Annotated in this window: 22 protein-coding genes; 12 read left to right on the forward strand and 10 right to left on the reverse strand. The window is 51.5% G+C overall.

Annotation, left to right across the window (positions count from 1 at the left end):
• Positions 1-29 precede the first annotated feature (29 nt).
• Both ACMGDE_RS02880 and ACMGDE_RS02885 read left to right on the forward strand, forming a co-directional pair.
• Entirely contained in the window at positions 30-1607 is a 1578-nt protein-coding gene (locus tag ACMGDE_RS02880) for a sensor histidine kinase (RefSeq protein ID WP_436831253.1), read from the forward strand.
• Positions 1604-2293: a response regulator transcription factor gene (locus ACMGDE_RS02885; protein ID WP_436831254.1), complete on the forward strand. Its 690-nt coding sequence runs from the start codon at positions 1604-1606 to the stop codon at positions 2291-2293. The genes ACMGDE_RS02880 and ACMGDE_RS02885 overlap by 4 nt, the downstream gene beginning before the upstream one ends.
• Here ACMGDE_RS02885 and ACMGDE_RS02890 read toward each other — a convergent pair.
• Positions 2271-3059: a carbon-nitrogen hydrolase family protein gene (locus ACMGDE_RS02890; RefSeq protein ID WP_436831255.1), complete on the reverse strand. Its 789-nt coding sequence runs from the start codon at positions 3057-3059 to the stop codon at positions 2271-2273. The genes ACMGDE_RS02885 and ACMGDE_RS02890 overlap by 23 nt on opposite strands.
• A 46-nt stretch (positions 3060-3105) precedes the next feature.
• Positions 3106-5295, reverse strand: a complete 2190-nt coding sequence (locus ACMGDE_RS02895) for an alpha-galactosidase (protein WP_436831256.1) — start codon at positions 5293-5295, stop codon at positions 3106-3108.
• 172 nt (positions 5296-5467) lie between these two features.
• Between ACMGDE_RS02895 and ACMGDE_RS02900 the strand changes: the two genes are divergently transcribed.
• From ACMGDE_RS02900 to ACMGDE_RS02935, 8 genes are all read left to right on the forward strand, one after another.
• Positions 5468-6508, forward strand: a complete 1041-nt coding sequence (locus tag ACMGDE_RS02900) for a serine hydrolase domain-containing protein (RefSeq protein ID WP_436831257.1) — start codon at positions 5468-5470, stop codon at positions 6506-6508.
• 194 nt (positions 6509-6702) lie between these two features.
• Positions 6703-7032: a hypothetical protein gene (locus ACMGDE_RS02905; RefSeq protein WP_436831258.1), complete on the forward strand. Its 330-nt coding sequence runs from the start codon at positions 6703-6705 to the stop codon at positions 7030-7032.
• A gap of 96 nt (positions 7033-7128) precedes the next feature.
• Positions 7129-7806, forward strand: coding sequence for a hypothetical protein (locus tag ACMGDE_RS02910; protein ID WP_436831259.1), 678 nt, complete (start codon positions 7129-7131; stop codon positions 7804-7806).
• Positions 7807-7967: 161 nt separating this feature from the next.
• Entirely contained in the window at positions 7968-9272 is a 1305-nt protein-coding gene (gene eat / locus ACMGDE_RS02915) for an ethanolamine permease (protein WP_436831260.1), read from the forward strand.
• Entirely contained in the window at positions 9269-10627 is a 1359-nt protein-coding gene (locus ACMGDE_RS02920) for a glutamine synthetase family protein (RefSeq protein WP_436831261.1), read from the forward strand. Before eat ends, ACMGDE_RS02920 begins: the two co-directional genes overlap by 4 nt.
• Positions 10628-10634: 7 nt before the next feature.
• Entirely contained in the window at positions 10635-11783 is a 1149-nt protein-coding gene (locus ACMGDE_RS02925; RefSeq protein ID WP_436831262.1) for an iron-containing alcohol dehydrogenase, read from the forward strand.
• Positions 11780-12487 (forward strand): gamma-glutamyl-gamma-aminobutyrate hydrolase family protein, encoded by a 708-nt coding sequence (locus tag ACMGDE_RS02930; protein ID WP_436831263.1) that lies wholly within the window; start codon positions 11780-11782, stop codon positions 12485-12487. The genes ACMGDE_RS02925 and ACMGDE_RS02930 overlap by 4 nt, the downstream gene beginning before the upstream one ends.
• 8 nt (positions 12488-12495) lie before the next feature.
• Positions 12496-13851, forward strand: a complete 1356-nt coding sequence (locus ACMGDE_RS02935) for an aldehyde dehydrogenase family protein (RefSeq protein ID WP_436831264.1) — start codon at positions 12496-12498, stop codon at positions 13849-13851.
• Positions 13852-13871: 20 nt separating this feature from the next.
• Here the strand turns inward: ACMGDE_RS02935 and rfbB are convergent, their stop codons facing one another.
• Genes rfbB through ACMGDE_RS02950 form a run of 3 tightly spaced genes read right to left on the reverse strand, consistent with a single transcriptional unit; the run spans position 13872 to position 16946 of the window.
• On the reverse strand, positions 13872-14924 hold the full coding sequence (gene rfbB / locus ACMGDE_RS02940) for a dTDP-glucose 4,6-dehydratase (protein WP_436831265.1): 1053 nt from the start codon (positions 14922-14924) through the stop codon (positions 13872-13874).
• Between the two features lie 6 nt (positions 14925-14930).
• Entirely contained in the window at positions 14931-15962 is a 1032-nt protein-coding gene (galE, locus tag ACMGDE_RS02945) for a UDP-glucose 4-epimerase GalE (protein ID WP_436831266.1), read from the reverse strand.
• A complete protein-coding gene (locus tag ACMGDE_RS02950) occupies positions 15963-16946 on the reverse strand; it encodes a UDP-glucuronic acid decarboxylase family protein (RefSeq protein ID WP_436831267.1) in 984 nt (327 codons plus the stop codon).
• Between the two features lie 150 nt (positions 16947-17096).
• Here ACMGDE_RS02950 and ACMGDE_RS02955 point away from each other — a divergent pair, with 150 nt between their 5' ends.
• Positions 17097-18362, forward strand: a complete 1266-nt coding sequence (locus tag ACMGDE_RS02955) for a 3-deoxy-D-manno-octulosonic acid transferase (protein WP_436831268.1) — start codon at positions 17097-17099, stop codon at positions 18360-18362.
• Here the strand turns inward: ACMGDE_RS02955 and hemW are convergent.
• Positions 18337-19485 (reverse strand): radical SAM family heme chaperone HemW, encoded by a 1149-nt coding sequence (hemW, locus tag ACMGDE_RS02960; RefSeq protein WP_436831269.1) that lies wholly within the window; start codon positions 19483-19485, stop codon positions 18337-18339. The genes ACMGDE_RS02955 and hemW overlap by 26 nt on opposite strands.
• Before the next feature lie 52 nt (positions 19486-19537).
• Here hemW and ACMGDE_RS02965 point away from each other — a divergent pair, with 52 nt between their 5' ends.
• Positions 19538-19960, forward strand: coding sequence for a secondary thiamine-phosphate synthase enzyme YjbQ (locus ACMGDE_RS02965; RefSeq protein WP_436831270.1), 423 nt, complete (start codon positions 19538-19540; stop codon positions 19958-19960).
• A 58-nt stretch (positions 19961-20018) separates the two neighbouring features.
• Here the strand turns inward: ACMGDE_RS02965 and ACMGDE_RS02970 are convergent, their stop codons facing one another.
• The 4 genes from ACMGDE_RS02970 to rlmD form a co-directional block, all read right to left on the reverse strand.
• Positions 20019-20708 (reverse strand): YiaD family glycine zipper/OmpA-like lipoprotein, encoded by a 690-nt coding sequence (locus ACMGDE_RS02970; protein ID WP_436831271.1) that lies wholly within the window; start codon positions 20706-20708, stop codon positions 20019-20021.
• A 79-nt stretch (positions 20709-20787) separates the two neighbouring features.
• On the reverse strand, positions 20788-21537 hold the full coding sequence (locus ACMGDE_RS02975) for a carboxypeptidase-like regulatory domain-containing protein (protein WP_436831272.1): 750 nt from the start codon (positions 21535-21537) through the stop codon (positions 20788-20790).
• A gap of 65 nt (positions 21538-21602) precedes the next feature.
• Positions 21603-22004, reverse strand: a complete 402-nt coding sequence (locus tag ACMGDE_RS02980) for a hypothetical protein (RefSeq protein WP_436831273.1) — start codon at positions 22002-22004, stop codon at positions 21603-21605.
• 11 nt (positions 22005-22015) lie between these two features.
• The gene (gene rlmD, locus ACMGDE_RS02985) at positions 22016-23428 is read right to left on the reverse strand and encodes a 23S rRNA (uracil(1939)-C(5))-methyltransferase RlmD (RefSeq protein ID WP_436831274.1); all 1413 of its coding nucleotides are present in this window, start codon (positions 23426-23428) and stop codon (positions 22016-22018) included.
• Positions 23429-23442 lie beyond the last annotated feature (14 nt).

Below are 23442 nucleotides of genomic sequence, written 5' to 3' on the forward strand. Positions count from 1 at the left end.
AGCTTTCTTGACTTTACATTTGGCCTGAAATGCAGCATAACCTTAGGCTCATATTGTTACTCATCGTAGCGGCTGGTATCGGCATCATCGTCGTACTTGGCTCCTGGCTTTACGGCAGCTATCACCAGCGCATGGAACTCTTTGTGTCAACCGCGGAGCGCACCTTGTTTGACGCCATACAGGCAACCATCCAGCAGCAAGAAAATGCAGGCACGTTAGCGCTCCACAAAAAACATCGGGGCACGCCGGATGCCCGGTATGCCCGATGGGGCGGCCGTTTTCCGTATTCCAAAAAGCTGGTTGCCAAAATCACCGAACGGTATCCGACCATTGCGGCCGATTCGCTCGCGCTGTTGTTGGATAGCCTCGCCTTACAAGAAGGCAAGCGGTTTATTGCCCACCGGAGCAATGTGTTGGCGACACAAGCCGCCGCCACGCCCGGCACGGAAATGCGCATTGCCCTGACACTCGGACCTCGCGCCCGGCCACAGCAATTGCTGCCCAATTTCCTGTTTGGCCAGGCACCGTTTGATAGTACGGCATTCGCTGCCATTGAGGATGCGTTTAAAACTGGACTGGAAGGCAATGGCATACACACGGATTTCACGTTTGAGTTGATCACCGCCAAACGAAGCGAAGAACGCCGCAACGATCCGTCAGATTCGACCCTGACCCTGCTGCGGTTGGAGCCCCCGCTTTTGGACAGCGCAATGAGTGCCGGACTTTCCATTCGACCTATCCTCATCGATCCCGAAAACGGCCGGTTTATCACCGTCACCTTCAACAGCCCATGGCAGTATCTGCTGTATAACCTGAGCTGGCAGCTGACGATTTCTGTGGCGTTGGTGGCGACCATCATCGGCTGCTTCGTATACTTATTCCATACGATATTCAAACAAAATAAATTGGCATTGCTCAGAAAGGCATTTGTAAACAACATGACGCATGAACTGCGCACCCCGGTGGCTACCGTATCCGCGGCCGTGCAGGCCTTGCAAAGCTACGCCGGGATGGAAGACGAAGGGCGCCGCGACCTGTACCTATCTATCTCGAAGGAAGAGCTGGATCACTTGTCGGCCATGATTGACAATGTGCTGTTGGTAGCCGAGGGCGAACACCATACCATCAAGCAACTTCAATATCAGCACTATAACATGATCAGTCTGGTTAAAAAATGTATTGCAAAGGCAAAGATCAACAAATGGAGCAGGCGGGTAGATTTCATATTCAACCCTATCCATACAGTGGAAATGATGTATGGTGATGCGGAGCATATGAGAAATGTGATGACCAACTTGCTTGACAATGCCGCAAAATACGGTGCCACCGAAGTATCCGTGACGATGCAATCTTCCAAGGCTGGACGGTATGTTGAACTACACGTGCGCGACAACGGCATCGGTATACCTCATGCCTATCAACAGCAGGTCTTTGAGCCCTTTGTCAGGGTGCCCCAAGGCGATACCTATCAGGCCAAAGGATTTGGCTTGGGGTTGTCTTATGTCAAACAGGTCGTCGCGCAGCACGGGGGCGAAGTAAGACTCAAAAGCGCACCGGGTGAGGGGAGCACCTTCATCCTCGTCCTCCCCAAAAACGCAACGCCATGATCGATGTGCTCTTTGTGGAAGATGAATTTAAACTGGCCAAAATTGTGACCGAAAGTTTGCAAACCCAGCATTTCAGGGTCAGGTACTGCGCCAATGGAACCCTGGCGTGGAACTCGTTCCTGCTGTCAAAACCAGATATCGTAGTATTGGACGTGATGATGCCCGAAATGAACGGTTTTACGTTGGCCACGAAAATTCGTGAACACGACAGTACCATTCCCATGATCTTTCTCACGGCCCGCACGGACATTGTAGATGTACTGAAAGGGTTCCGTTCAGGAGGCAATGACTACCTGAAAAAGCCATTCAACATTGACGAGCTTATCGCCCGGATGGAATCCTTGCTGAAACTCAGCAAGAAATACAATCCCAGTGAACAATTGGCCATCGGTAGCTACCTGCTGGATCATGTCACCCATACCCTGCATATCGACGACAAGCACATTCAGCTATCCTATCGCGAAAGCGAACTGCTCAAAAGGCTTTATGAACGCCGCAACAACGTCATCCACAGACAGGAAATCCTATTTGAATTCTGGAATAACGACCGCTTTTTCACCGGCCGCAGTCTTGACGTATTCATCAGCAGGTTACGAAAATACCTCAAGGAAGACCCCAATATCAAGATTATCAATGTACGTGGTGTCGGGTATAAGATGATCATCAATGATACAGATGCGCCTTGAACCGCCGGGCCAATAGCCCCGTAGCGGCATCGGGGTCTAGTTCGCCGATGACAATGCCCGCCTCACCATAGGGCTGATATGCGATACAACTGCCATTTGGCCCGATCAACGCACTGGCTGAATCGGGGTATCGAAATCTGTAATTGGAGCTGGCGAAGTAGATGGTGTTTTCCATCGCTCGCATCATCTGGGCCTTTTCATAATAAGGATTGCCCTTAGCGCCCCACTCCGTTAAGTGTGGCCCCTCGATGTTGCTCCCCGTACAGTTGGGGTGGAAGACGAGCTTGGCTCCCTGTGTAGCGGCCCACCTGACGGACTCGGGATAGCGGAACCCTTCGTGGCATATGGTGATACCAAACTTCACCCCCTTTACGTCAAAGATACGGCGCTCGGTACCTGCCGTCCACTGCTGGTCTTCACTGGGGTCGAGCTGATTCTTGGTTTGAAAGCCAAGCAACTCACCTTCGGCAGAAATCACCTGCGCCACATTGTATACCTTGTCGTCATGGTGCCAGTCCATCGGGATGATGATCGCCACCTGATTCGCTGCGGCTACCTGGCGTACTTGCTCTAGGGCGTCCTGCAATTGCCCGGCCGTGCATTTTTCCGCCTCAAACTCCAAGAGCGGGTAACCGGGAAGATACGACTCTGGAAAACAGATAATATCCGCATGCTGCATCGCGGCATCTCTCGTGCATGTGGCAACCCACTGCAGGCCATCGTTCAACGATTTGGGATACGGCGGGGATGCTAAGGCGATTTTCATGATCATTTATTTGTTACAAAAATAGGCCAATTAAACATTCCGAACACTATTCAGTTTCCACTAACAAGACAACGCTTTCCCGGCCCCTCCGTACCTGCGGATTGAATCCGATCTTCATCAGGAAGTCACCGGAATATACCCGCGCGCTATCTATCGGCGATGAAGTGCCCGGGTACAGGTTTATCTCCGATATCCGGTAGTTGCGTTCGGGATCCAGTCCCTCCAGTTTGATGGGAAGCCGGCTGCCTTCATCATACCGATTGCTTACCAGGTAATTGAACAACACCCCCTTCGTTTTTTCCTTATCGACAAACAACATGCTGGCCACGCTATTTTCGCGCGGGTGGGTCAACCGGTATTGGTCGCCCTGCCAAATCACCTGTTTCACACCATTATAGGTTTGTACGGCCCCTTGGCAAAACTGGAGGTCTTTTTCATTCAGGTGGCTGACGACAATGTCAAACCCCAGCTTACCCATCATGGCCACATCCGTGCGGAATTTGATGGGTTGCTTCCCCCAGTCGGTCACGTGATTGGCACTGGCAATGGCCGGATAGAAATAGGAGTTTTCCCATTGGATAAAGATGCGTTCCAGCGGGTCGGTATTGTCGCTGGGCCAGTATTCGGTAAAATACTGCAACGCCGCATAATCGACCCGGCCGCCCCCGCCCGAACACAGCATCATGGGAACGGTGGGATATTTCGCCCGTATCCGCTCCAGTACGTTATACAACCCACGCACATAGTCGATGTATAAATGCGACTGGTTTTTCAAATGTGCGGAGTAGGCATTATAAACGACTGCATTGCAATCCCATTTGATGTAGGCTAAATCCGGATTGCTGGTAAACAGATCATCCACCACCCCAAAAACAAAATCCTGTACTTCGGGGTTACTAAGGTCCAGCACCAATTGATTCCGGAAATAATACTCGTCACGTTTGGGTTGTTTGATGACCCAATCGGGATGCTTTTCATACAGCTCGCTTTTGGGATTCACCATCTCCGGCTCGATCCAGATACCGAACTTCACCCCGTTTGCTGCAGCCTCTTTTACCAGCGTACCGATACCATTGGGTAGTTTCGTCCGATTTTCCTGCCAGTCACCCAAACCGGCATTATCCCCATTGCGCGGGTATTTATTGGCAAACCATCCGTCGTCGAGCAAGAACAATTCCACGCCCAGCTTTTTCGTATCTTTGAGCAAGGCTTTAAGCTTCTCCTCATTGAAATCGAAATACGTGGCTTCCCAATTGTTCAGCAACGTCAGCCGCTGCCCATTGCCATCAAGCAGTTTATGATTGCGCGCCCAGTTATGAAGGTTGCGACTGGCCAGCCCTTTACCGTCGGCAGAAAAGGTGTACATAAACACCGGTGTCGCAAATACCGCTCCTGCCTTCAACGAATAAGCTGATGCGTAATTGTTGATACCCGATAGGATACGCAGGTTGTCCTGCGGGTCCAATTCGAGATCGGTCCTGAAATTACCACTCCACTGCAAGGACCCGAGCAATACCTCGCCTTCGCGCTCCGTTGCTGGTTTATCCAAGGAAATCATAAACACCGGAGGCTGGAATAAGTTGGCGCGTGTGCCCAATTTGGAATCGAGCGTTTTGATGCCGTGCGTCAGTTTTGACTCCTCCGGCTGCATCTCCTTCGCCCAGTCTCCGTGGTACTGCTGCAGCCAGTACGACTTCGCTTTCAAGTGCAGGTTTGCAGAGGCAAATTTATGCAGGACCACTGTTCCTTTTTCCTCGTGTTTGATTTCGCTCCACTGCTCCACGACATCTTCATTGAAGTAAGCTTTGTAAAACAAGGTCACTTCAAACGGATAAACCGGGTCTTTCAATAAAATTTTAAGCAAGGATACGCCATCCGCCAGTTGTTGCTGCTCATGGCTCACATATTGCAGATCCAATGAATTATTGCCGTCGGCGTGGGTAACGGTAATCGCAGGTTCCACCAAATTGCGCGAACCCGACGGTGTATAGGCGGAGTTGAGCAGGCCTGTGTAATCGGCCGCTTGCCGATACGCTCCAGATATGAGTGCATATTCGTTAACCTGACTTAACCGCTTACCGAGGTAACCGATCGTTACGTCTTTGCGCTCGCTGACCTGAAGGACCAGCGCGTGATTCTGTGTTTCGAGCGGGATAGTTGTCTCTTGTGAAAAGGTATTGAAAGTGCATGCAAACAGGCCAATCAATAGCAATGACCATTCTTGTTTTTTGGGCATCATTAATAAAAACTTCAAGGTTAAACCGATCGTTAATCATCCAAGGCTAGTACAACCCTGTTCACCTCGCTAAAGTAGGAGTATATTTCAATAATCCAACAGCGGTTTTGACTTATAAATGCTATTTTTACCTGCTATGTACGTCTGTAAGATTATATTTCTGGCGCATCTGATGATTTGGACAACCTTGTCTGCGCTCAAGGCCCAGGACGTTGCCGCCATCGATCGGATACTCGCGCCGTACCAAGGCAAAAATCCTGGCGCTGCGCTGCTCGTGGTAAAGGATGGGAAGATCCTGCTGCAACGGAACTATGGATATGCCGACCTTGGGCGCGGGGAAAAAGTGACGGCAACAACCAATTTCAGGTTGGCATCCGTGACCAAGCAGTTTACCGCCGCTTGTATATTGCAACTTATTGATAAGGGCCGGTTATCCTTAAACACGACACTTACACAAGCATTTCCGGGATTCCCGGCGTACGGTGCTGCCGTCACGGTGAAGCATCTCCTCACCCATACCTCGGGAATACCCGATTATGAAGATTACGTGGCGGATACCGCGTTTAACCCCCAGATTAAAGACCAGGGCGTTTTGGATATCCTGATGACGCTCGACAGCGGCTATTTTACTCCCGGCACCCAATTCCGGTACAGCAATTCGGCTTATGCGCTGCTCGCGCTGATGGTGGAGCAATATAGCGGTCAGCCGTTTGCGGACTACCTTGAGGAACATGTATTCAAGCCATTGGGCATGACCACCACGCTAGCCCATGAAAAAGGGAAGACCACGGTACCTTCGCGCGCTTACGGATATACAGTGATGGATGGGCATTGGGAGCAACGGGACCAAAGCTCCACCAGCGCCGTGCTGGGCGATGGCGGCATTTACAGCAATGTGATGGATTTGCTCAAATGGGACCAAGCCTTATATACCGCAGCGGTATTACCAACAAAGCTGCTGGAGGAGGCTTTTGCATACCATCACCTAGCTGATGGCGACACCGTGAAATACGGCTATGGGTGGCACCTCAAGAAAAAGGATCAGGACGAACAGGTGGTGTATCATACCGGCAGCAGTACCAGTTTCCGGAATATCTTTTACAGGATTCCGTCCCAACATTTCAGCATCATCCTGTTAACCAACCGCAACCAACCCCGGGAAGAAGAGATGCTTATCCTGGCGGAGCAGCTAGCCGAAGTGATAAAACCATAGCGGTTGATAGTTCAATTATCGTTCCACTCCTCACGGAAAGCGACATAGTTAATTGACTACCAAATAATTACCTACAAGCAGACTGCAGTGATCCCTTCCTTGGCATGGCCTTTGCCCCTTTATTCCTGTAACAAAACTATATCGTGATGAAAAATAAAATGAAATTTTTTGGTGCGTTAGTGATAGCTTCATTAATGTTTGTAGTTTCGTGTGACGAGGATACTAGTCCGGGCGACAGGGACTTGTTCGTGGGCACCTACGAAGGTACCATTACCTTCAATGATGACGAACGGACCATTACCGATGAGGATGGCCGGGTAACCGTAGCGAAAGCAGGCGAATCGTATTCTTTTGTGTTTGGCAGTGGCATACCGGATATCACCGGCGTTAGATTTGAAGAAAGCAGTGATGAAACGTATGTGAGTGTCGGAGAAGGCCTCACGGGTATCACCATTTCGGCAAGCTCGCTCAATATGCTGGTCACCAACGACCGCGGTACGTGGACGGCTGACTGTAGCAGATAAACCGGCTGTAAACGGATAAACCATCCAAAAAATGCTGGGGCGGTCCTATCGGCCGCCCTTTTTTCTTACCTTGCAGCATGATAGCGTATAGAAAGTATGACACGGCGTAATCCAGAGAAGACAAATCGATCGAAACGGTGGACAGCTGCCAAGATTTGGCTGCTTGCCACGGGCATACTGCTTGCTATCGCGTCCTGCGCACTGGATAGGCAGGCCAAGGCACTGCGGGCGCTGGAAAAATGCCAATATGAATTTATATCGGCTGATAGCGTTTTCCTGGCCGGAACGGATGTGAATAAGCTCGTTGCCAACGGCAGGGTAGATATCAGCCGTCTGCCGGGGGTGGCATTCGGGTTCTTGAACAGCGACGTCCCGCTCTCGGGCATACTCAACATCCGGATTACCAACCCCACCTCTGATCTGGCCGGTATTCAGCAGTTTATGTACAAAGTAGCTGTAGAAGGTAAGGAGGTGCTCGATGGCACTTCGGATTTGCCCATTGAAGTGCCTCCCGGGGAAACCGTGGTGGTGCCGGTGAAATTACAAACCAACGTCTATCCGTTCCTCGCCGATGGTCCGACGCGCAATAAACTGATTGCGTTTATTCAAGGCGTACGCAATGGCAACACATCTGACAAGATCAACCTGACCTTCAGTATCAAGCCCACGCTGGCGCTGGGCAATAAGCAAATCAATTATCCTGGCTATATCCGCATAGACAAGGAGGTGGATGGCGAATTTCTCATCAAAAATGGGATGGCCAATCCGCGCTAACCAGAGATATTTTCTATCTTTAGAGCCTGATTCACCTGTTCGTTCGTCCGATGGCGTTACCGTGTTTGGCAGACGCTAATGGACCGTGTGAAAAAGATTGACCAATTACATTTCCCGTATTAAATCGAGCCAGGAGGAGCAAACGATCAAATGCAGATCAAATGAGCGAAACCAAACTAAAAAAGACGCTCACACCTTTCGCGTTATGGGCATTGGGTGTGGGTTATGTCATCTCAGGCATGTATTTCGGATGGAACCTCGGGTTGGAAAAAGGGGGGACATTGGGTATGGGGATCGCTACGCTGGCAGTCATGGTGATGTATGTGACCTTTACTTTCAGTTACACGGAGCTTGCCTGCGCCATCCCGAAGGCAGGTGGGGTCTTTGATTATGCCGAAAGAGCGTTCGGCAAAGATGTAGGATTTGCCGCAGGTATCGCGCAAACAGTGGAGTTTGTGTTTGCGCCTCCGGCTATCGCCTTTGCCATAGGTGCTTATTTCAATGCCTTTTTCCCGGATATCCCGATTCTTGCCAGTGCCATAGTGGCTTACCTGCTATTCACCGGGCTAAACATTGTCGGGGTAAAGGCTGCCGCCACGTTTGAGATCATCATTACCATCCTTGCCGTCGGTGAATTACTGCTATTCGTGGGCATCGCTTCCCCCCGCTTTGAGGTGGCTAACCTGACCAAAAATGCTTTTCCAAACGGGTGGGGAGGTATATTGGCATCACTGCCCTTCGCCATTTGGTTTTTCTTAGGTATCGAGGGTATCGCCAACGTGGCGGAGGAGACCAAAAACCCACAACGGGATATACAGAAAGGATTTGGCTGGGCCATCTTCACCCTGGTGATGCTCTGCGTGATGGTTTTTGTTACATCCGTAGGTATCGGAGGCTGGGAAGCCATTGTTTATAAAAATGGGATCAGCGGAGACACCTCCGACTCGCCCTTGCCGCTGGCGCTATCAATCGTCACCGGCGAAAACCACCTGATGTACCACCTGCTCATCACGGTTGGGCTGTTTGGACTGGTTGCTTCGTTCCACGGCCTGATACTGGCCGCGGGAAGGTCGACCTATGAAATGGGCAGGACACGAAATTTCCCCTCCTTTTTTGGGGTCATATCTAAACGTTTCCAAACACCGGCTTATGCGTTGTGTGGTAATATGGTGGTGGGATTGTTGGCGCTTTTTACAGGCCGTACCGGCGACATCATCACGATGGCCGTTTTCGGTGCGCTCACCCTTTATGTGATTGCCATGCTATCCATCATCCGGCTCCGCCAAAACGAGCCTGATTTGGACCGACCTTTCAACGTTCCGCTTTATCCGTGGTTTCCCATCGTCGCATTACTGATCGGAAGTGTATCTTTGGTTGCGATGTTCATCTATAATTGGGAAATCGGCTTGATTTATTTTTCGATTCTCCTCATATCGTACATCCTCAATAAACGCTTCAAAAAATGACGGCTCAACAGATCAAAGACTACGTAAATAACCATCCTGCTGCCAAGGTGAAACTGGCCGTTTCGGATATTGACGGGGTATTGCGGGGTAAGTATATTTCCGCCGATAAATTCAATGCCTCGCTGGATAAAGACCTGGGATTTTGTGACGTGGTTTTCGGTTGGGATTCCAATGATGCGGCTTATGACAACGCAAAATTTACCGGTTGGCATACCGGCTATCCGGACATGGCGATGAAGCTTGACATCAGCACCTACCGGAAAATCCCCTGGGAAGAGGAAGTGCCCTTTTTTTTGGGCGACTTCGTAAACGGAGCGGGTGACGCCTCGCCCATCTGCCCGAGGCAACTGCTGAAGGGCGTAGTCCAACAATGCATCGACATGGGATTCAATCCTGTTTTTTCTCAGGAATTCGAATGGTTCAATTTTGCGAGCACACCGGAGGAGCTACACCGTAGCGACTTCAAGGCCTTGAATCCGTTGACCCCCGGCATGTTTGGATATTCGATCCTGAGAAGCAGCCTGAAAAATGAATACATCAGTGACCTATTCCGCTTGCTGAAGGCCTTCGGAATACCGTTGGAAGGGCTGCACACCGAAACCGGTCCCGGCGTATACGAAGCAGCAATCGTTTATGCTGACGCATTGGAGGCCGCCGACCGGGCGGTGCTATTCAAAACCGCAGTCAAGGAAATTGCTTACAAACATCAGGTAGTGGCCACCTTCATGGCCAAATGGAATGAAAATTTGCCCGGATGCAGCGGACATGTGCACCAAAGTCTCTGGGATGGCTATGGTAAGCATAACCTGTTTTACGACCACACCGCGCCAGAAAAAATAAGCCCCTTGATGCGGCAATACATCGCCGGACAGCTTCATTGCCTGCCGCATATCTTACCCATGTACGCGCCCACCATCAACAGCTACAAACGGCTGGTGGAGGGCGCTTGGGCGCCCACTACCTGTACCTGGGGTGTGGATAACCGGACGGTTGCCCTACGGGTGCTGGCGGGCGGTGAAAAATCAGCCCGACTGGAAACACGAGTCGTCGGCTCCGATACCAACCCCTACCTGGCAATTGCCGCCTGCCTGGCATCGGGCCTGTATGGCATCAAGCACGGCCTAACACTCAACCAGCCGCCAACCACCGGGAATGGATACCGGGAGGCAAGCTATGGCAAGCTCCCTTCCAACCTATGGGATGCCACAAACAGCATGCGGCAATCGGAGGTGGCCAGGGAACTCTTTGGGGAAACGTTCGTAGACCACTTCTGCGCCACCCGCGAGTGGGAATGGCGGGAATTTGCCAAAGCCGTTACAGACTGGGAATTGAAACGCTATCTCGAAATCATATAACACCACTATGGACGTTGACAAAATCTCGCAATTCAGCATACCCACAACCATCCGGTTTGGTTGCGGCGCTGTACATGAACTTCCAGGTTACTTGCAAAAACAGGGATTGAACCGGCCATTGGTGGTGACCGATGCTGTCATCTCGCAACTGCCTTTTTTCAAGCGCATTGTTGCGGATTTGGAAAGGAACGGCATGTCGGTCAGGATGTTCGATCAAACCCATAAAAATCCGGTCAAATCTGACGTCTACCACGGAACACAAGTGTGGGATGATACCGACCGGGACAGCATCATCGGTATTGGGGGCGGGGCTGCTTTGGACATCGCCCGTGCGATAACCTTACGCGTGTATCACCGCGAAGACCTGTTCATGTACGACGACTTGATTGGCGGCGATGTCTATGTGACCAACGAGGTACCACACTTCGTCACGATCCCGACCACGGCGGGTACCGGAAGCGAGGTGGGCAGGAGCGCCATTATCGCGGATGACGAAACGCACCGCAAACGGATACTCTTCTCTCCCAAGCTGATGGCAAAGATGGTCTTTGCCGACCCGCTGCTGACCATGGACCTGCCGCCGGCCATTACCGCAGCTACCGGAATGGACGCCCTGACGCACAATCTGGAGGCTTTTCTGGCAAAAAATGATAACCCGATTTGTGACGGTATTGCGTTAGAGGGTATCCGATTAATCAACGGGGCACTTGAAAAATCGGTTACGGATCCAGATAAAACCTCGCGGAGTCAGATGCTCATGGCTTCCATGATGGGGGCGATCGCGTTCCAGAAAGGTTTGGGAGTCGTGCATTCCCTGGCGCATCCGTTGTCATCGTTGCTGGATACCCACCATGGCTTAGCCAATGCGGTGAACCTCCCCTATGGCATGCGATTCAACATCGCCGGGCAGGAAGAAAAATTCAGGCGGATTGCCCGCACCTTGATGCTAACAGAAGAGACCGGCGATGCCGTAGTGGATTACCTTTTCGGTTTGGGCGAAAAAATAGGAATACCGAGCCGCCTGCGCGATATCGGGGTGAAACCAACCCATATCGATGCCTTGTCTGACCTGGCTGTGGCGGATTTTGCCCACCCCAATAACCCCAAACCGGTGACCCGGGCAGATTTTAAATCATTATACGAGCAGGCGCTATGAGCAAAACGGTTATCGGCATGACAGACGGCAGGATGTATGACTTGTATGCCAACTGGCTTTTGAGCCTTACAGACCAAGTAGCAATCGTGCGATTGGGATACAGGTTCGCAAACCTGCGGGATATCGAGCAATGCCAGGGTCTCGTATTCACCGGCGGAGAAGACGTGCACCCCTCGCGCTACCAAGGCGAAGCCTATTTGCCTTACTGTGTTCCGGAGGATTTCGATATCCGCCGTGATGAATTTGAGTTCCAGCTGCTGGAGCATGCCGTGAAGCGGCCATTGCCGATATTGGGGATATGCCGGGGGCTGCAACTCGTGAATGTTTTCTTCGGGGGCTCATTGATTCCGGATTTGCCCCGATGGGGGAAATTCGAACACGGCAAATTGCCCGATGGAACGTTGCGTGAACACCCTGTAATGGTAGACCCCTACTCCCAGTTGTCGGACATAACCGGCCGCCGGGAGGGAATGGTAAACAGCCTTCACCACCAAAGCGCCGATAAAATTGGGGACGGCCTGGTGGTGGCAGCCATATCGCCCGATGGCGTAGTGGAGGCCATTGAACGAAAAGAAAAACAGGGTATGCCTTTCTTGTGCCTGATTCAGTGGCATCCCGAACGGATGGCTGATACGGATAATCCCTTTGTCAGCAATATCTTAACGGCTTTCGTCACGGAGGCCCAATCGACAACTTTGGCATAACATACCCCATGAATATCATTAATCCTGCAACAGAAGAGATTATCACATCCCTCACAGTGGATGACGCTGAAACGTTGAAGGCTAAGCACACGCGGCTTGGCAAAGGCCAGCTGGCATGGTCGCAAGTACCGCTGGATCATCGGATCAGCATCGTCGAACAGTTTGCCGTACTGCTCAACCAGGAATCCGAAGCCTTAGCAGATACCTTGACAGCGGAAACAGGCAAGCCGGTATGGCAGTCCCGGAATGAGATCAAAGGAGCCATCAATCGCATTTCCTGGCTGTGCAGCAACGCATCCAACTACCTGTCAGACGAACTCATGGGCAGCGGGGAAGAAGTGATCAGCTACGAGCCGCTGGGCACGGTCTGCAATATTTCGGCCTGGAACTATCCCTACCTGGTTGGCGTGAATGTTTTTGTCCCGGCACTCCTGGCTGGAAATGCCGTGCTCTACAAACCATCCGAACATGCGGCGCTGACCGGACTGCACATCGAAAGGCTCCTGAAACAGGCAGGGGTACCCGACGATGTCTTCCAAGCAGGCATAGGAGCCGCCGATGCGGGAAAGGCCTTATTGGCATTACCATTCGATGGTTATTTCTTTACCGGCTCGTACGCCACTGGCAAATACATCTATGAGCAGGTGTCTCCGAGATGGGTTCCCTGCCAACTGGAACTCGGCGGGAAAGATCCGGTATACGTAACCGACGGTCAGGAAGATATTGAATCCGTCGCCGCTGCCACAGCGGACGGTGCTTTCTATAACAACGGGCAGAGCTGTTGTTCCGTTGAGCGGATTTATGTGCACGAGCAGGTATATGATGCCTATGTCAACGCATTCATTGCCCAAGTAAAGGCCTGGAAAACCGGGGATCCGCACGATGACGACACCTATTTTGGTCCGCTTAGCCGAGGCGGGCAACGGGAGGTGCTGGAAAGCCAAATTGAAGATGCGGTCAGCAAAGGGGCCAAGGTAGTTATAGGAGGCAAACGTGTCGGCGGAAAGGGGTATTATTTCGAGCCTACCGTACTCACTGAAGTAGATCACCGCATGGCTGTAATGCGGGAGGAAAGCTTTGGCCCGGTCATCGGCATCATGAAAGTGAGAAACGATGAAGACGCCCTGGCATTGATGCAGGATACCGGCTACGGCCTTACCGCCGGCGTTTATAGCCCCGATCGGGAAAGGGCGCTTTCCATACTCAAACGTATTGACGCAGGAACCGGTTATTGGAATTGCTGTGATCGGGTGAGCCCTGCCCTGCCATGGAGCGGTAGGCGCCACTCCGGCATCGGGATGACCCTGTCGCACCAAGGATTACGGGCATTTACCAAGCCAAAGGCCTTGCATTTAAAGGGTTGAGGAACATCCTAACGGCGGCATCAGCCGCCATACTGCGCTTCGTAATACTGTTGGTAGTGCCCCGAGGTGACGTCTTGCAGCCACGCCTCATTGGCCAGGTACCAATCTACCGTTTTTTCCAATCCTTCTTCAAATTGCAGGCTGGGCTCCCACCCCAGGTCGCGTTTCAGCTTGCTGGCATCGATGGCATAGCGCAGGTCGTGTCCTGCGCGGTCTTTCACGAAGGTAATGAGCTTGGCCGACTCACCCGTTGCACGCCCCAGTTTGCGATCCAAGATGCTGCAGAGCAAGCGGATGAGGTCAATATTTTTCCACTCATTATGCCCACCGATGTTATAGGTCTCGCCGGAGGCCGCTTTGTGAAAAATCAGATCGATCGCCCGCGCATGATCTTCTACCCATAACCAGTCGCGCACATTCTCGCCCTTGCCATATACCGGCACAGGTTTGTTGTTTTTGATATTATTGATCGCCAATGGGATCAGCTTTTCCGGAAAATGGTGCGATCCATAGTTGTTCGAGCAATTGGATATAACGGTGTCCATGCCATAGGTATCCTGATAAGCACGCACAAAATGATCAGAGGATGCTTTGGAAGCGGAATATGGCGAATGAGGATCATACTTGGTTTCTTCGGTGAACATGCCGCTTTCACCCAGTGCGCCGTATACCTCATCGGTAGATACATGATAGAAGCGATGCTTATCATAGGCGCCATCCCAATGCTTGCGCGCTGCATTCAGCAAATTAACGGTGCCTACGACATTCGTCAACACAAAGTCAACCGGATTGCTGATCGAACGGTCGACATGCGACTCCGCTGCCAGGTGGATGACCGCATCGGGTTGCTCAGCAGCAAACAAGTTATCGATAAATGCAACATCGGTAATATCGCCTTTGACAAACCGATAATTCGGGCGGTCTTCAATATCGGTGAGATTGGCTAGATTGCCGGCGTAGGTAAGCTTATCGAGGTTAACGATGTGATAGTCGGGGTAGGTTTTCACCAATCGGCGCACCACATGGGAGCCGATAAAGCCCGCACCTCCGGTGATGATGATTTTTTTCTTCATTACAAATTAGTCCGTTAGCGGATTCTCTTTCAAATACTGTTCCCATTTCCAGGCCGATTGCATCATCTCCGCTATCCCCAGCTCCGCCTTCCAGCCCAGTTCGCGGCTGGACTTGGAAACATCGCCCCACACCTGCTCTACGTCGCCGGCCCGGCGGGGCCCGATCTGGTAATCGAGCTTCACACCGGTCGATTCTTCAAACGCCCTGATCACCTCCAGCACCGAATTTCCCCGTCCGGTCCCGATATTGAATACGTCATAGTTGCCATTTGGGTTGCCTTTTTCGAGCAGCTTGATGGCTGCCACATGCGCTTTGGCAAGATCGACCACATGGATGTAATCGCGTACCGCCGACCCGTCAGGCGTATTATAATCGTTGCCGAAAACCGTGATCGCTCCCCGTTTGCCGATAGCACTCTGCGTAATGAATGGCACCAGGTTTTGAGGCACCCCCAACGGCAGCTCGCCGATCAGCGCACTTTCATGGGCGCCCACCGGATTGAAGTACCGGAGGGAGATGATGTTGTAATTACCGAAAGCCGCCGCGGTCTCCGACAAAATTTCCTCAGCCACCTGCTTGGTATTGCCATAAGGCGATTCGGCCCGCTTTACCGGAGCAGCCTCCGTGACGGGCAGGTCATCGGGCTGTCCATATACCGTGCAGCTGGAGGAAAACACGAAATTAACCGGTTTACCCTGATACGCATTGAGCAGGTTGATCAGCGAGAAGAAATTGTTATAATAATATTTCAGGGGTTCGCGGACAGACTCTCCGACCGCTTTGTAGGCTGCAAAATGGATAATGCCCGTGATATCCGGGTGATCCGCGACAAATTGCCTGACCGCTGCTTCATCGCACAGGTCAAAATTATAGAAATCAGGCTTGACCCCTGTGATCCGCTGTATTTGGTCCAGCACACCTATATTGGAATTGGCCAGATTATCCACCACAATAGGCGTATAACCTGCTTGTTGCAATTCGACAACTGTATGCGAACCGATGTAACCGGTACCTCCCGTTACGACAATCTTGCTCATCTATTTTTTGTTGTAATAGGTAAAATCTTTATGTCTTATCTCTTGATCAGGCAGCGATTTAAAATACGCGTACGTAATACGCAACCCCTCAGCACGGTCCACTTTGGCTTCCCACCCGAGCAGTTCTTTTGCCTTGGTAATATCCGGCTGCCGCTGCTTGGGATCGTCTACCGGCAATTCCTTATACACCAGTTTCTGGGTAGTGCCCGTAAGCTTAATGATCTCTTCACCGAATTGCTTGATGGTGATCTCGTCGGGGTTGCCGATATTGACCGGATAAGGGTAATCGCTGTGGAGCAAGCGGTAGATGCCTTCCACCTGATCGTCGACATAGCAAAACGAGCGGGTCTGTGAGCCATCGCCAAAGACGGTGAGGTCTTCCCCGCGCAGGGCCTGGCCGATGAAAGCGGGCAATACCCGCCCGTCGTTGAGCCGCATACGCGGTCCGTAAGTGTTAAATATGCGGACGATGCGGGTCTCCAGCCCATGGAACGTATGATAAGCCATGGTAATCGCCTCCTGGAAACGCTTGGCCTCATCGTATACGCCGCGCGGCCCTACCGGATTTACATTCCCCCAGTATTCTTCGGGTTGGGGACTGATCGTCGGGTCGCCATATACTTCAGATGTAGAGGCCACTAAAATGCGTGCACCCTTTGCCCGCGCCAGGCCTAACAGGTGATGGGTACCCAATGATCCGACCTTAAGTGTTTGGATCGGGATTTTCAGGTAGTCTATCGGACTCGCGGGAGAGGCAAAATGCAGGATATAATCCAGCTTGCCCGGCACGTGTACGAAGGTAGACACATCGTGATTGTAAAATTCAAAATTCTCCAGTTTGAAAAGGTGCTCGATGTTACGAAGATCGCCCGTGATGAGGTTATCCATGCCGATGACATGGTAATCTTCCTTAATAAAACGATCGCAAAGGTGGGAACCTAAAAACCCTGCAGCACCTGTGATGAGTATGCGTTTTCTCGACATAATTTGTGCAGTATTAACTGATTCCGAAATCAGTGTGACACATTTCCTCCACGAAAACAGTCTTTTTATGGTGGAGGAGAAACCGATAAATTTACGCTTGTAACGTAAATTTAGCTAAGTTTGGTGCGAATATAATGATTTATCGCAAAGATGTGGGTGATCTACCTTGCTGGAGTAAAAATTTACGGAAGCTTAATCTGGGTTTTGTCATTTTTTAACGACAAAGCAAAAAAGTGGTTCAGCGGACGACGAGATTGGCAATCTCGGATTGCTCAAGAAGTGGATCAACGCCGGGGCTGCATTTGGTTTCATTTTGCTTCCCTGGGAGAGTTTGAACAAGGCCGTCCGGTATTGGAAGCGATGAAAGCGCAGCGACAGGATAAGGCGATCATCATCACCTTCTATTCGCCGTCAGGCCATGAAATACGAAAAAACACCCCATTGGCCGATCATGTGTTTTATCTTCCCGAAGATACGCCCGGCAATGCCGAGAAGTTCATCCGGCTGATCAACCCTGAACTGGCTGTATTTACCAAATATGAATATTGGCCGTTCTATTTCAGGGCCTTGGCCTCCCGCCATACACCGCTATATGTCATCTCAGCGATTTTCAGGTCCGATCAGGTATTTTTCAAGTGGTACGGCGGGTTTTTCAGGCAGGCGCTCGCCGCAGTGACCCATTTTTTCACCCAAAACAGCGAAAGCTTGGCATTACTGGCCCGGCTCGGCTATACAAATGCAAGTGTGGCGGGAGACACCCGTTTTGACCGGGTGGTGGAATTGCCGAAAGCGCCAAATCCGATCCCTGCCATTGATGGCAGCATCAACGGTCGGCCCGTACTGGTAGCCGGCAGCACCTGGCCGGCCGATGAGGAGCTACTTGAGCGCTTACACCAAGCCTACCCCGATTGGGTCCTTGTTATTGCACCTCATGAAGTACATGACGAACACATACGTTCTATTGAAAAGCTATTCCCGCATTCCGTCCGGTTCTCCCAACTCCCCCACCACCCATCACCAACCACCGGTCACTCACCACAGGCCACCAGCCACCAACCGGTCATCATCATCGACAACATCGGCATGCTGTCCTCCCTCTATGCATACGCCGGAGTAGCATACATCGGCGGGGGGTTTGGAACAGGCATCCACAATACGCTCGAAGCCGCCACATATGGCATCCCGGTCATCTTCGGACCTAACTATCAGAAGTTTCAGGAGGCGAAGGACCTGATTGCATGCGGGGCTGGATTCAGTGTGCGGAATGCAGCGGAATTTGTAGCCGTTTTTGGCAAGTTGACCGACAGACCGATACGGGATACCGCAGGAAACACCGCCAGGCAATATGTGCAGGAAAACGCCGGGGCAACGGCTTTGATACTTGACCACCTTACGTCCGATGGCTGGTTGGCTTGATTTCAAACAACTCCGCCGCAATGTGATCTGCCAGCAGCTTCCCCTTCCTGGTGAGGGTCACCACGGACCCTTGACGGAGCACATCGGCACTCGCGAGAAAGGGCTGCAGTCCGGACGTGAGTGCATCGCGGTAAGCGTTGCCGAATTTATCCTCCACATGATCCAAATCGACCCCCCAAACCGTCCTTAGGGCCGTCATGATGTACTCATTAAACCGGTCTTGCTCGTCCAGCTCCTCTTGCTCAAATGGCAATACGCCGACCTGCAACGCCTTGATATAGTTTGCATTGTTGCGCACATTCCATTGCCGCGTATAGCCATTAAATGAGTGGGCCGAGGGGCCGATGCCGAGGTAGGCCACCCCCCGCCAGTAGTTGCTATTGTGACGCGCATACTCTCCTGCTTTAGCAAAGTTGGATATTTCGTAATGCACATATCCCGCTGCTGTCAGCACATCCGCCAGGTATTCGAATTGCGTGGCACTCTGCCCTTCGTCCATGGCCGCCTGTCTGCCCTTGCGGATAAAGGCTGCCAATGCCGTTTGCGGTTCAACGGTCATGCTGTACGCGGACACGTGGGGGATGCCAATATCCAGTAACCTACCGATGTTGTACTGCCATTTTACATCAGTAAGCAATGGATAACCATAGATCAGGTCGGCCGTGATGTTGGCATATCCGGCGTCCTGCACACGCTGGATTGCTTGCTGTGCCTCTTCGGCGGTATGTGCACGGTTCATCCACCGGAGGTCCTCTTCAAAAAACGATTGGATGCCGATACTAAATCGGTTGACCAAGGTATCTTTTAGCGCCAGTACCTGCGTATGGGTAAGATCGTCTGGATTCGCTTCCAAGGTAATCTCCGCATCGGGCCGGACCTGAAAATGGTTTGCCACTTGATCAATAAGCCCTTGGATATCCGTTGCCGATAGCAGCGATGGCGTGCCGCCGCCGAAATAAATGGTTTCGACCGGCGCTCCTTGCAGGTAATCGGATTGCAATGCAACCTCCTTAAGCATGGCATCCAGCAGCTGATCTTTGTATTTCAGCGATGTACTGAAATGAAAGTCACAGTAGTGGCATGCTTGTTTGCAAAAAGGAATGTGAAGATAAATGCCCGCCATGGTACAAAGGTAGGTTTTATTTGGTGCCGAATATTCTTACCTTGCATGCATCATGGAAATCATTCAAAAATCCATCACCTTACGCCCACGGCCCAGGGGATTCCACCTGATAACGGCCGAGATCGACCAGCACCTCTCCGGTATCGCCCACTGGGAAGCGGGGATATGCCATGTCTTCATCCAGCATACATCCGCTTCGCTCACCATCAACGAAAATGCAGATTCGACCGTGCGAATGGACTTTGAAATGTATTTCAATAAAGCTGTGCCCGAAAACGACCCCGATTACCGCCATGATTACGAAGGGGCAGATGACATGCCCGCGCATATCAAAGCCTCGGTATTGGGTGCTTCGGTATCCATACCCATCCAAAATGGGAGACTGGCTTTGGGCACCTGGCAAGGACTATATCTTTGCGAGCATCGTAATCGGGGTGGCGGCCGAAAACTGGTCATTACCGCATGCGGAGCATAAAAAATGCGGTGACCCTATCAGGCACACCGCATTTTCCTCAGTTTAATATAACCGTTGGCTAAGAGCCAGCTTGGTCCAAAGCTTCTTCTTTCATCTTGTCATTGGCGACAATGACGATTTCAACCCGCCGGTTTTGAGCACGGCCTGCTTCTGTTTCGTTTTCAGCAATGGGTTCGTGGAAACTTCTTCCTTCTGTCTTTATGCGCCTACCTGCCAAACCTTGCGAAACCGCGTAATCCTTAACAGATCTTGCACGGCGCTCAGACAACCCCTGGTTATAACTGTCCGTACCCTTATTGTCGGTGTGGCCGACCACTAAGATATCCGTGTCCGGATTACTATTCAGGTTTTCGACCAATTTTGCAACATTTGTTTTGGCATTTGGCTTCAAGTCGGTCTTATCGAAATCAAATAAGATGCCTGAATCAAACTTCACAATGATGCCCTCATCGGCCTTGATTACCTCTGCACCGGCTACTGTACGTTCGATCTCTGCAGCCTGCTTATCCATCTTTTTGCCGATCAGACCGCCAGCAACACCACCGATGGCGGCCCCTGCAAGCACCCCTACAGCCGTATTACCAGCTTTCTTGCCAATAATAGCGCCCAGCGCTCCTCCGGCGACGGCTCCTGTGGCAGCCCCTTTTTGGGTATTGCTCATGGATTGGATCGTGGCGCAACTGCCTAGCAACATGGCCGATGTGGCTACCGAAAGTCCGAACAAGGCTATCTTTCTATTCGTTATCATGATAATATCTTTTGGTTTAAACCATACAAATGCAAACCAGATGCCAAAAATACGAGATGGCACATGGACGAACCGTGGATCATTGATTTGGCGTTGCTTCTAACTTGGGCAGCTTAGGTGCAGCCGGACGGCCATCGCGATCGAATTGTTTAAAGGATTGAACAATGTAAGCGGTGATATCGTACTCGCCCCAGTATTGCGCCTTCTCATAAGCGGGTCGATACCAAATCATGAAATTGGTGAGGTCGTCGCCTTCAAGTCCGGTCAATTCATGGATCCTTCCGCGGCTGAATTTTTTATCTACGGCCGTTTCTTCGAGCTCTTTTTCCATGTAATTTCCAAATCGTCTGGCATTTCGCGGCGTACGGCCCAGCAGTTCGTAGAGCGACGTGACGGGGTTGAAGATGTAGGCCAATGCCGGCGGTTTGCCGTCAAAGTATACCCCTTGCTTGCGGTAGCCGCGCATCACTTCGCGAAGCTCAGCTTCTTTGCCCATCCGGTTTACATCGACCTGCTCCAGCATAATGCTGCCTGGTTTCATGTCGATGAGGATATCGCTCAATGTCTTGACTTCGGTACTGGCGGCTTCGTAGCCCATGATATTTGCCGTAAGGGTATCGCCTACCGACGCCCTGATCTCAAACGTACCCAAGCTGCCGGATGCCGTTGTCTGACCCGTATTCTTATTGGCGACGGTGACGCTGCCCAGCCGTTTGCTGGTACCTGCTTCTACCACGATACCCCGGATGGTTCCGGACTCCTGGGCGTATAACGCCACCGGAAACAGGCAAATCGAAACAAATAAGACTATTTTGATGACATGATCCATATTCAGTCGTTATTTGACTCTTTTCTTACTCAAACGTTTAACCGCATGGTTTGTTGCGGGGTGTATTATCCCTTGCGATATGGATAAAACACAAAGTTGGCTCCCTCGGGTACGATGACAAACAGGCACATGAAGTCTTCGGGTTTTTTATACTGTTTGATGAAAAGTGCCTTGCGGTCTTCGTTGATAATGCCCCGATCGACAAACTCTTCCAAGGTGGAGGCATGGATAGACCACTCCGTACCGAGTTCGTCTTTATCCAGTATCACTTCGCCCAAGCTCACGCGATGCTGGTGGGCAACGAATATGGGGTAGGCAGACAACCCTTCGGCCATGATCTCCACCGCGGTTTCCTTGATTGACTCACCGTAGAAATCCAGGTCGGCCTTGAGGCTCTTCAATGGGCTTTCGCGCTTGGGTTGTCCATCGCCGTCTGCCTGCGCACCGAACAAGTCTTGTAGTTCCATGGGAAAGTTTGTTAGCTTTTCAAAACGAGTAAGACCACATTTTCGACGTGTTGCGTATGCGGAAACATGTCTACGGGACGGATTCGATCAACGGTATAGTGTTCGCTGAGCAACGCAATATCCCGCGCTTGGGTGGCCGCGTTGCAGCTGACATACACGATTTTCGGCGCGCCGATCTCCAGCAGCCGGGCGACAACATCGGGATGCATGCCTGCGCGCGGCGGGTCGGTGATGATCACATCCGGCCGGCCTTGCTCGGCGACGAACTGGGGTGTCAGCACGTCTTTCATATCCCCTGCATAAAACCGGGTGTTGCCTATCCTGTTGATTTCGGCGTTGATCTTGGCATCTTCGATGGCTGTGGGCACGTATTCTACACCCACTACCTCTTGTACGTGCCGTGCAATAAAATTGGCGATCGTGCCCGCTCCGGTGTAGAGGTCGTATACGCGCTCATGGCCCTCGAATGCTGCGAAATCGCGTGTGATCTGATAAAGCTCGTAAGCCTGCAGGGAGTTGGTCTGGTAGAAGGACTTGGCCCCGACTTTGAACCGCAAGCCTTCCATCTCTTCAAAAATATGATCGCGCCCCGCGAAAACGTGGATATCCTGATCAAAGATGGTGTCGTTTTTTTTCTGGTTGAGGATGTAAAGCAAGGACGTGATCTGCGGAAATGCTTGCTGTAGGAATGTCATTGTTTTGGCCACCGTTTGTTCATCAGCATAGGCAAAAACAACGATGACCATCAACTCACCCGTAGAAGCGATACGGATAATGAGGTTGCGAAGCATTCCCTCATGCTGCCGGAGGTCATAGAAGGAAATGCCTTCCTGCAGGGCAAAGTTGCGCAGGCTGTTGCGGATCGCATTGGAGGGGTCTTGCTGCAAATAACAGTGGTCGATATCGAGTATCTTATCGAACCGCGAGGGCACATGAAAACCCAGGGCATTGAGCTGTGACGCATCCTGCACGTCATCTACACTGGTGAGCCAGCGTTTGTTTGAAAAGGTATATTCGAGCTTATTGCGGTAATATTGTGTCTGAGGCGCGGGCAGTATGGCCTCCATGGAAGCGGTGTCGACCTTGCCCAGCCGGGTGAGCGCGTTGTCTACGCTCTTTTGCTTGTAAAACAGCTGGGCTTCATAGTCCATGTGCTGCCACTTGCAGCCTCCGCAGGTACCAAAATGTTGGCAAAAAGCATCCACCCGATGGGGCGATGCTTGTTTGAGCCGCGAAATCCTGGCTTCGGCAAAATTCTTTTTCTTGCGCAGCAGCTCTACATCCACCACATCCCCCGGGATAGCCTTATCCACAAAAAGCACCAGTTCGTTTGCTTTGCCTACGCCTTTACCTTCTTCGGCGATGTCGATAATCGAAATATCCGACAGCAGTCGCTGTTCAGGTGAAAACCTTCTTTTACTCATCAGGATGCAAAGGT

This window comes from Parapedobacter brassicae (assembly GCF_051400755.1).
Taxonomy (GTDB): domain Bacteria; phylum Bacteroidota; class Bacteroidia; order Sphingobacteriales; family Sphingobacteriaceae; genus Parapedobacter.